Annotated in this window: 7 protein-coding genes; all 7 read left to right on the forward strand. The window is 63.3% G+C overall.

Going from position 1 to position 9,476, the window contains the following annotated elements:
- Nucleotides 1–349 precede the first annotated feature (349 nt).
- From NL2_RS02660 to NL2_RS02690, 7 genes are read left to right on the forward strand one after another with little or no spacing between them, the layout of a single operon-like run.
- A complete protein-coding gene (locus tag NL2_RS02660) occupies nt 350–544 on the forward strand; it encodes a PepSY domain-containing protein (RefSeq protein WP_245647538.1) in 195 nt (64 codons plus the stop codon).
- Between the two features lie 11 nt (nt 545–555).
- The gene (locus NL2_RS02665; protein WP_068071414.1) at nt 556–1,230 is read left to right on the forward strand and encodes a response regulator transcription factor; all 675 of its coding nucleotides are present in this window, start codon (nt 556–558) and stop codon (nt 1,228–1,230) included.
- On the forward strand, nt 1,227–2,576 hold the full coding sequence (locus NL2_RS02670) for a sensor histidine kinase (protein WP_068071416.1): 1,350 nt from the start codon (nt 1,227–1,229) through the stop codon (nt 2,574–2,576). The genes NL2_RS02665 and NL2_RS02670 overlap by 4 nt, the downstream gene beginning before the upstream one ends.
- On the forward strand, nt 2,573–3,910 hold the full coding sequence (locus NL2_RS02675; protein WP_068071418.1) for a TolC family protein: 1,338 nt from the start codon (nt 2,573–2,575) through the stop codon (nt 3,908–3,910). The genes NL2_RS02670 and NL2_RS02675 overlap by 4 nt, the downstream gene beginning before the upstream one ends.
- Before the next feature lie 17 nt (nt 3,911–3,927).
- Complete coding sequence (locus NL2_RS02680) at nt 3,928–4,929, forward strand: efflux RND transporter periplasmic adaptor subunit (RefSeq protein ID WP_169799455.1); 1,002 nt, start codon at nt 3,928–3,930, stop codon at nt 4,927–4,929.
- An 8-nt stretch (nt 4,930–4,937) separates the two neighbouring features.
- Nucleotides 4,938–7,994, forward strand: coding sequence for an efflux RND transporter permease subunit (locus tag NL2_RS02685; RefSeq protein WP_245647539.1), 3,057 nt, complete (start codon nt 4,938–4,940; stop codon nt 7,992–7,994).
- Nucleotides 7,995–8,029: 35 nt separating this feature from the next.
- On the forward strand, nt 8,030–9,193 hold the full coding sequence (locus NL2_RS02690; RefSeq protein WP_068071420.1) for an MFS transporter: 1,164 nt from the start codon (nt 8,030–8,032) through the stop codon (nt 9,191–9,193).
- The last annotated feature ends 283 nt before the right edge of the window (nt 9,194–9,476 follow it).

Consider the following 9,476-nt stretch of genomic DNA (forward strand, 5'->3'; position numbering starts at 1 on the left):
GACAATCTGGTCATCGGACGCGAGTGCGATTTTGCCCCTGTATCTCGGTCCTGAAACGCAACAGCCATACCATCCAGCGACAGGATCGAATGTTGCTTGGCCGGATGGGGGTGCGTCTACGACCACCGAAGCGAGCTGCTGGCCAGCACTCTCTGTAACCAGATCAAGGTTGGGAATTTGTATCCCCACAGCAACCGTCACGTGAGCTATGCATGGGTATCACCCTGAACGTGCATTGAGCACACCGACAGGAGTAAAACCCGTGAGAAATATTGCCATGATACTTTCGCTCGCCGCTGCGGCGCTCGTCCTTCCCCAGGCAGGCCAGGCCAAGTCGTCGGGAATAACCATGGCGCAGGCCCGCGCCATTGCGCTGCACGCCGCACCTGGGCGCATTGAAAAGGCCGAGCGCGAGCGCGAAGGCGGCGGTTTGCGCTATTCGTTCGACATCCGGCAGGGCAACCAGATCCATGAGATTGGTGTCGATGTCGCCACAGGCCGGATCGTGGAGAACAAGTTCGAACCGTTGAACGCCAGGGACTAAGCGAGGTAGTGATGCGCATCCTGCTGGCCGAAGATGACGATGATACGCGGCAATTCGTCGAGCGTGGGCTCGAAGAACTGGGCCACAATGTCATCGTGGCAGCGAACGGGGAGGATGCGCTTCACCTCTCGCTGACCGAGACCGTCGATGTCATCATTCTCGATCGGATGATGCCCGCACTCGACGGATTTTCGGTGCTGAAGAGGTTGCGAGCCGGAGGTATTGCCGTGCCCGTGCTGATGCTGACAGCGCTCGGCCGGATCGAAGACCGGGTCGACGGGCTCGAAGCCGGTGCCGACGACTACCTTGTCAAGCCCTTTGCGTTCAGCGAGCTGGCGGCCCGGATCCAGGCGCTCGGACGGCGTACCGCGCCTACCGGCGTTGCAACCAGGCTGGCGGCAGGCGGTATCGAAATGGACCTTCTTGCACGCGAGGTGCGGCGTGCGGGCCAGCAGATCCAGCTTCAGCCACGCGAGTTCCGCCTGCTCGAAGAGCTGATGCGTCATGCCGGCGAGTTCGTCACCCGCACCATGTTGCTCGAGCGGATCTGGGATTTCCATTTCGATCCGCAGACCAAGATCGTCGAAACCCACATGAGCCGACTGCGCACCAAGCTCAATGAAGGCAATCTTCCGGACGCCATTGAGACAGTGCGCGGTGTTGGCTATCGGCTGCGCGCTGTATGAGACTGCTGCCGCGCAGCGCCGCGAACCGCATCGCCGTATTTGCCTTCCTCGCCTACGCGGGGGCCATGCTGGCGCTTGGGGCCGCAGTATTCATTGCGACTCACACCGCATTCTCGCGCCAGATCGACACCACCATCGAGCAGACAACCAATTCGCTCAGCGGAGAATATCGCGACGATGGCATTCGCGGCCTGACCGAAACGCTCAACCAATTGCAGGGGCCTGGTCCAGTTTCGCTGGGAACCGCACTGTTCGGACCAGACAGCCAGCGCATAGCAGGGAATCTCAAGACGAGCATGCCCGCCGAAGGGTGGCAGCGGATCGTCTTCCTCGACCCGCTCGAAGGGCCTGACCCGGCGCGCGCCAAGGTGACGATGTTGCCCGGCGGCTATCGGATGGTGGTCGCTGCCGACCTTGAATCGCTCGAAGCGATTGACCGGACAATCCTCGGCATTTTCGCCGCCGCATTTGCATCGCTGCTGCTCATCGGGCTCGCCGGGGCCGTTGCGCTGGCGGCCTATCTTCGGCGCAGGCTGGCCGGTATCGAAACAACCGCCGCCGCAATCGTCGCCGGGGATCTTCGCAGGCGCGCCATCGTAGGCACTGCGGGAGATGAATTCGATAGGGTGGCGGCCTCACTCAACGCCATGCTCGATCGGATCGCCGGGCTGATCGCCAACCTGCGTCAGGTTACCGGCGATCTTGCCCACGATCTGCGCACCCCGCTTTCGAGACTGCGCAACCAGTTGGAACGCCTGTCCGGGACGACGCATGACGCTGACCGGGAACAATTGGTCGAGAGCGCGATCGCGCAGGCCGACAATGTGCTCGTGTTGTTCGACGCGATCCTCAGGATTTCAGAAGTCGAGGAAGGTAGCCTGAAACGCGCCTTTGGCCCCGTTAGCCTGTCGGATGTGGTGACGGAGCTGGGCGAAACACTGGTTCCTCTTGCCGAAGATGCAGGACAGGCACTGGATGTCGTCAGCGAGCCGAACCTGACGGTTCAAGGCGACCGCGAATTGCTGGCGCAAGCGATCATCAACCTGGTCGAAAACGCGCTACGCCATACCCCGCCAGGCGCGGCAATTCGGCTGAATACACACGCCGAGGCTGATGGTGTGGCTGTCACTGTACAGGACAACGGCCACGGCATACCGGGAGAGGATCGTATGCGGGTGCAGGAACGGTTCGTGCGTCTCGAAGCGTCGCGCGCAACACCCGGTCATGGACTTGGCCTCAGCCTGGTGCGCGCCATCGCCGAGGCGCACGGCGCCAGTCTGACCTTGAGCGATGCGCACCCTGGCCTGCTGGCCGAAATCTACTTCCCGCAGAGGATGCCCTCTTGAAGACCCGTTTGACCCTGCTTCTGGTGGTGCTTGCATCGGGCTGCGCGCATTATGCGCCACTCCCGCTCGAAGAGAGCCCGGCCGTTCTCGCCACGCCGATTTCTGCGGTTCTTGAGACGCGTGCCCGCGCGGTCGAGCGCCCCTGGCTGAAACCCACACCGATCGACCTGTCGTCGCCGCTGACGCCAGAGGGTGTCGCCGCGCTCGCCGTGGTCAACAATCCGGACCTGATCGCTTTGCGCGCCCGTGCGAACGTGGCTGACGCACAGGCTTTTGCCGCAGGCTTGCTGCCCGACCCAACCTTCAGCATCAGCGCGGACAAGGTGCTCAGCGGTCCCGACACCCTGCTCAACATCGCCGGTGCAATCGGCCTCGATCTCAACGCGCTGCGCAAGCGGGCCGTCACCCGCGAGCAGGCGCGCAATCAGGCAAAGCAAGTGAGGCTCGATCTGGCCTGGGCCGAATGGCAGACAGCCGGGCAGGCCAGGATCCAGGCGGTGCGGATCGGCGGGCTGACACGGATCGTTGAACTGACAGGCGAAGCCAATACCGCAGCGCAAGCCCAGCTCGCACGGACGGCGCGGGCGACCTCTCGCGGCGATGTTCCGGCAAGCGACGCCGAGGCTGCACGCGTCGCGGCCTTCGATTCCGCAGACCGACTGCGCACGGCAGAGAAGGATTTGCTCACGGCAACGCAGGAACTCGCACGCCTGCTTGGCCTGCCGCCCGAGACCCGGCTTGCTCTCGTGCCGGTCATGCTACCCGATGCCCCGCCCCCGGCCGAGCGTCTGTTTGCGATTGCCCGCGACACCCGCACCGACCTTGCTGCACTGCGCGCCGGTTATGGTGCCGAGGAGGCGGCAGTGCACAAGGCCGTACTCGACCAGTTTCCCACGCTCAACCTGTCGGTGACCGGCAATCGGGATTCAGCCGGTAATTTCCTTCTCGGGCCATCGATCGATTTCACCCTGCCGCTGTGGAACCGCAATCGCGGCGGAATTGCCATCGAGCGTGCCACGCGCGAGGCGCTCAAAGTGGAATACGAGGCACGGCTGTTCCAGACCCGCGCCGACATCTCAGCAGCCTGGGCTGGGATCGCGCTGGCAAGGCGGCAGCTCGCTGATGCCGAGGACGGACTTCCGGCGCTGCAGCGCCAGGCCGAAGCAACCGCTCGTGCTGCGCGACGCGGTGATCTGTCGAACGCGGCAGCGATGACAGCGGCACAGCAACTGCGCGACCGCCAACTGGTCGTCGCGCAGGCAAGACTGGCGATTGAGGAACAGACCATCGCGCTCGAATTGCTGAGCGGCGAACCGATCGAGGGGTGGAAATGATTCGGACGAAACTGCTTTTGCCTTGTTTGTTCGCGCTGGCCGCCTGTTCGGGCAGCGCCGACGAAGCGACCGACCCCACCCCGGTCGCGCTGGTTTCGCTCGGCAAGGCGAGCACCGGTGACATCGCCCAGTCGGTCACGCTTTATGGTGAGATCGAGCGCGGCGGCGATGGTCAGATCGTGCTTGCCGCGCCTGTCGAAGCCAGAGTTCTTTCGATCGATGCGCCGGCCGGCACAGCGGTCGCCGTCGGCACTGTGGTTGCGCGGTTGCAGGCCAGTCCGGTGAGCCAGGCCCAGGCACGGGCTGCCGGGGCCGATGCCACCGCCGCGCAGCTAGCGCTCGCCCGGGCACAAAGGCTTCGCGCAGATGGCCTTGCCAGCGACGCCGATGTTGAGGGGGCGCGCGCACGCGCGGCCGCCGCCTCTGCGCTTTCAGTTTCATTCGGCCAGAGAAGCGCTGGCCTGGTACTGCGTGCGCCGCATGCCGGCTATGTCGATACGACCGGCGCGAGCGCCGGGGACATTGTCCAACCGGGCGCGGTAATCGCCACCCTGTCGCGCGCCGGTGTGGTCAAGGCGCGCTTCGGCGTCGATCCGGCGCTGGCCCGCAGTCTTCCACCGGGCAGTTCGCTAGAGGTTCATCCCGGTGACGGTTCGCCGCCTTTCTCAGTTCCCATTCGCAGTGTCAGCCCGGTTGCCAACGCGCAGACGCGGCTCGCGACGATCCTCGTCGATATTCCGGCTGAACGGGGTCTTGGCGCCGGACAGCCGCTCTCGGCCCGGGTCGTCACGCGCACAGCGAGCGCGGCGGTCACCGTGCCTTATGCCGCCCTGCTCGACGACGGCGGACAGCCGTTTGTCTTCGTGGTCAAGGATGGTGTCGCGCATCGCCGCGATGTCGAAGTCGGTGCCAGCGACGGAACCAGCGCGGCCGTTCGGAAAGGCATTGCGCCGGGCGATCTGGTCATCGTAACCGGCGCAACCGCAGTGGAAGACGGCATGAAGGTCCGCACGAAGTGACCTCGCGCTTGTCGCGCCATACGCGCAGCTTGTGGCTGGCGATGCTGCTGCTGACGCTCGGTGGCATAGTCGGGGCCTTGCGGCTGCCGGTCAGCCTGTTCCCGCACATCGACTATCCCCGGGTTGTCGTCGCGATCGACGCCGGCGAACGAGATCCGGCGCAAATGGAAGCGGAGATCACCCGCCCGATCGAGATTGCCCTACGCTCCGTTCCGGGCGTGACCCACCTGCGATCGAAGACCAGTCGCGGTTCGGCCGAAGTCGCACTCAACTTCGATTGGGGCCGCGATATGACGTCGGCGACGCTGGCCACACAAGGCGCGCTAGCAACCGTCATGCCATCCATGCCCCAAGGCACCGCGTTCGAAGTGCGCCGTTCCGATCCCACCCTATTCCCCGTCATCGGGATCGCGCTCACATCGACTTCGCTCGACCAGGAGGCGCTGCGCCAGATTGCCGAGCTCAAGGTCCGGCCCGCGCTGACGGCGGTAGGCGGCGTGGCGGGCGTCGACGTGCTGGGCGGCTCGCCGCGCGAGTTCTCGGTCGATCTCGAGCCTGCACGGCTCGCCGCGCTGGGTCTGTCGGCCGACGATGTGGTCAAGGCGCTGGGGCAAGCCAACGTCGTGCGCGGTGCGGGACGGATCGAGGATCGCCACCGGCTCTATCTCCTGCTGGTCGAAAACCGTCTGGCTTCCGCCGCCGACATTGCCGCAACGCCCGTGAAGTCAGGCACCGCAGGTGGGGCCGGGATTGTCACCGTTGGTGATATCGCAACCATCCGGCCTGCGGCCCGACCGGATTATTCGCTAGTGACGAGCAATGGCCGCAGCGCCGTTCTCGTCAATGTCCGGCAGTCGCTCGGCGGCGACACGGTCCAGGTGGTACGCGATGTCGATACTCGCCTCAAGGGACTCGGCCTGCCGCCGAGCGTGACGGTGACCCCATTCTACGACCAGTCCGAACTCGTCATCGGCGCGGCCAATGCGGTACGCGACGCAATCCTGCTGGGCGCACTGCTTGCGGGCGTGGTGCTGTTCCTGTTCCTCCGCTCAGTGCGGTTGATGGCTATCACCGCCGCCGTGCTGCCCGCGGTGCTTGCCGGCACCTGCCTGATTCTGTTCGCCATGGGCATGCAGTTCGACATGATGACGCTGGGCGGTATGGCTGCTGCCGTAGGCCTGATCGTCGATGATACGGTGGTGATGCTCGAACATATCATGCGCCGGATGCAGGAGGGCACGGCGCGCGATAGGCCGTCGATACTCGCTGCCGCAAGTGAGATGGCCAAACCACTGTTCGGCTCGACCGGCGCAACCATCGTTGTATTCCTGCCGCTTGCTTTTATCTCCGGCGTCAGCGGCGGATTCTTCAAGGCGCTGGCTGTGACCATGGTCGCAGCTCTGACGATCTCGCTGCTCTACGCGCGCTTTCTTATTCCGTTGATTTGCGCTCACTGGCTGCGACCGAGCGACGCCGAGGCGGCGGAGAGCGCATCGGGGTGGCTGGGGCGGCTTGTCGGTCAGTATCACCGCGGCATCGGTCATGCTCTCGAACGTCCGGCACGATTTGCGATCCTGGTTTCCGCTATATTGGTACTGGCAGGATCGCTGGCATGGTACAACGTGCCCTCCGGCTTCATGCCCAAGATGGATGAGGGTGGATTCATCCTCGATTACAAGGCTCAGCCCGGGGCAGCGCTCAGCGATACCGATCGCCTTCTGCGGCAGGTAGAGCAGATCATTCAGCGCACTCCCGAAGTCGCGAGTTATTCGCGCCGGACCGGCCTGCAACTCGGCGGCGGGCTCACCGAAGCCGACGAAGGCGATTATTTCGTCCGCCTAAAGGGTGGCTCGCGCCGCCCAATAGAGGCGGTCATGGGAGATATTCGCCAGCAGGTTTCGGCGCAGGTCCCTGGGTTGCAGATCGAGACGATGCAGCTCATGGAAGATCTTATCGGTGATCTCACCGCCGTGCCGCAGCCGATCGAGATCAAGCTGTTCGGCGACGATCCCGTGGCTTTGCAACAGACGGCCAAGCGCGTCGCGGAAGCGATTGGTAAAGTCAGCGGCGTGGTCGAGGTGGTCGATGGCTTACGGGTGGCGGGCGATGCCATCTCGGTGCGCGTGCGGCCTGGTTTGGCGCAACAACAGGGACTCGATCCAGCCACAATTGCCAGCCAGATCGAAGGGCTGGTTGGGGGAAGTCCGGCGACCAGTCTGAGGATCGGCGAGCAGCTGATCGGCGTAAGGGTGCGCGGACCGGCGGATGTTCGCCAACGCGCGGCGCAGGTTGCCGAACTGCCGCTGACCGGATCGGATGGGCATGTGGTGCGGGTCGGGCAGATCGCCGACGTCTCGATCGCGGCCGGTCAGATGCAAAGAACGCGCGAGGACCTTGCGCCGTTCATCGATGTAACGGCAAGACTTGAGGGACGAGACCTGGGTTCGGCGATGGCCGATGTGCGCAGTACCGTTGCGGGCCTTAATCTTCCGGCCTCGATCCGGGTCGATTACGGCGGACTTTATGCCCAGCAACGGCAGAGCTTTGCCGACATGAGCATGGTCTTCACGGCAGCCCTGCTCCTGGCGGCACTGCTTCTTACCATCATGTTCGAACGCATAGCCTGGACGCTCGCTGCGCTGATTTCAGTCCTGCTCAGCACCTCGGCGGTGTTCTGCGGACTTTGGGTTACCGGGATCGAGCTCGATGTTTCAGCGCTGATGGGGCTCACCATGGTGGTGGGCATGGTGACCGAGCTGATCGTGTTCTATCTTTCGGAAATCGACACCGACGCACCGCTCGACGCCGAAGTCCTGTGCGAGGCGGGTGAGAAGCGGTTGCGCCCGATCCTGATGTCGGCGATCATCGCCATCCTTACGCTCAGCCCACTGGCTTTGGGAATTAGCAGAGGAGCGGGTCTGCAACAGCCACTTGCGACCGCCATCATCTTCGGTCTGACGGCCGCCGTGCCGATTGTGCTGCTGGTACTCCCCGCACTGATTCTCTTCACTGCGCCCCGAACTCGACCAGATGATCAGCTCTCTCAGCCACAAAACCATCGCTGACTGCGAGATCAACGAAATGATGGCATCAAACACCCATGGATAGGATTCCCCGTACGGTCTGGGCACTTGGTCTTGTCAGCTTATTCATGGACCTTTCGTCCGAAATCATCCACGCACTGCTCCCGGTGTTCCTGACCACGACGCTGGGCGCGAGCGTTGCCCTTGTCGGGCTGATCGATGGGGTCGGCGACGCTGCGGCGTCGATCACCAAGGTGTTTTCTGGCTACATCTCCGATCGCCTGGGTCGGCGCAAACCGCTCATCCTGCTGGGGTATGGTCTGGGGGCCCTGTCCAAGCCGTTCTTTGCGATAGCCACCGGTCCGTTGCCGGTACTCGGTGCGCGGTTTGCAGACCGGATCGGCAAAGGCTTGCGCGGCGCGCCGCGCGACGCCCTTGTTGCCGATGTGACGCCGCAGGAAATCCGGGGTCGTGCCTATGGCCTGCGCCAGTCACTCGATACCGTTGGCGCCTTTCTCGGCCCCCTCGCCGCCATTGCCTTGATGTTCGCGCTTGCCAACGACATGCGAACGATCTTCTGGATCGCGCTGATTCCAGCTGTCCTCTCAGTGCTGCTGGTGGTGTTCGGCGTTGGCGAAGCAGATAAGGGCGCATCAGGCAAGGTCAAGGCATCGCCGCTGCGGATGGTTGACCTCAAGTCATTTGACCGGCGTTTCTGGACGGTCGTGATGATCGGGGTAGCCTTCACGCTCGCCCGGTTCAGCGAATCGTTTCTGGTGCTCAGGGCCAATGGCGAGGGGTTGGCGCTGGCGTGGACACCACTTGTGCTGGTCGTCATGAACCTCGTCTATTCGCTCGGGGCTTACCCCGCGGGTGCTATTTCTGACCGCGCCAATCCCGTGCTACCGCTTGCCGCTGGTTTGGCTTGCCTGATTGCTGCGGACATGCTGCTTGCCTTTGGCAACGGACTTCTGGCCATTTTTGCCGGTATCGTCCTGTGGGGTGCGCATATGGCCCTGACGCAAGGCATTCTCGCCAAGCTCGTTGCCGACGCCTCTCCAGAATATCTGCGCGGATCAGGATTTGGCTTTTTCAATCTGGCTTCCGGCATTGCCATGCTTTTCGCCAGTCTGCTGGCGGGCATATTGTGGTCAGCAGTCGGTCCCCAAGCCACATTCATGACCGGTGCGCTCTTTGCCCTGCTAGCGTTGGTATTGATGCGTTTGCGGAACGATCCTTGAACCGTCGACGTCTCGTCGCTGCGCCGATCGAGTCCGATTATGTATTGAGTGAGCGTCCGGGCAAGCCATTTGGAAGTGTGTATCCCAGTGTGGTACTCAAATTGTGACTGGAACGTGGGACCTTTGCGCTAATCGAAGCGGGGAATTGTGTCGTCGCCCTAGGGCTAAGGTTCTGCTTTTCATCGTTATTCATACGTCTGCACAAAAGCAGCGTTGGGGGTATCGGCAAAATCCGAACCTCTCCGGAATGCCCCCACTCCCCTGTTGGCTGCATGCGGACGCA

Source organism: Novosphingobium lentum NBRC 107847 (assembly GCF_001590965.1).
In the GTDB taxonomy this organism is placed as follows: Bacteria; Pseudomonadota; Alphaproteobacteria; order Sphingomonadales; family Sphingomonadaceae; genus Novosphingobium; species Novosphingobium lentum.

Excerpts from the sequence above, each read along its gene's own strand:
- NL2_RS02660 (WP_245647538.1), top strand. The coding sequence starts at position 350 with ATGGCGCAGGCCCGCGCCATTGCGCTGCACGCCGCACCTGGGCGCATT.
- NL2_RS02690 (WP_068071420.1), top strand. The coding sequence starts at position 8,030 with ATGGATAGGATTCCCCGTACGGTCTGGGCACTTGGTCTTGTCAGCTTA.
- NL2_RS02665 (WP_068071414.1), top strand. The coding sequence starts at position 556 with ATGCGCATCCTGCTGGCCGAAGATGACGATGATACGCGGCAATTCGTC.
- NL2_RS02670 (WP_068071416.1), top strand. The coding sequence starts at position 1,227 with ATGAGACTGCTGCCGCGCAGCGCCGCGAACCGCATCGCCGTATTTGCC.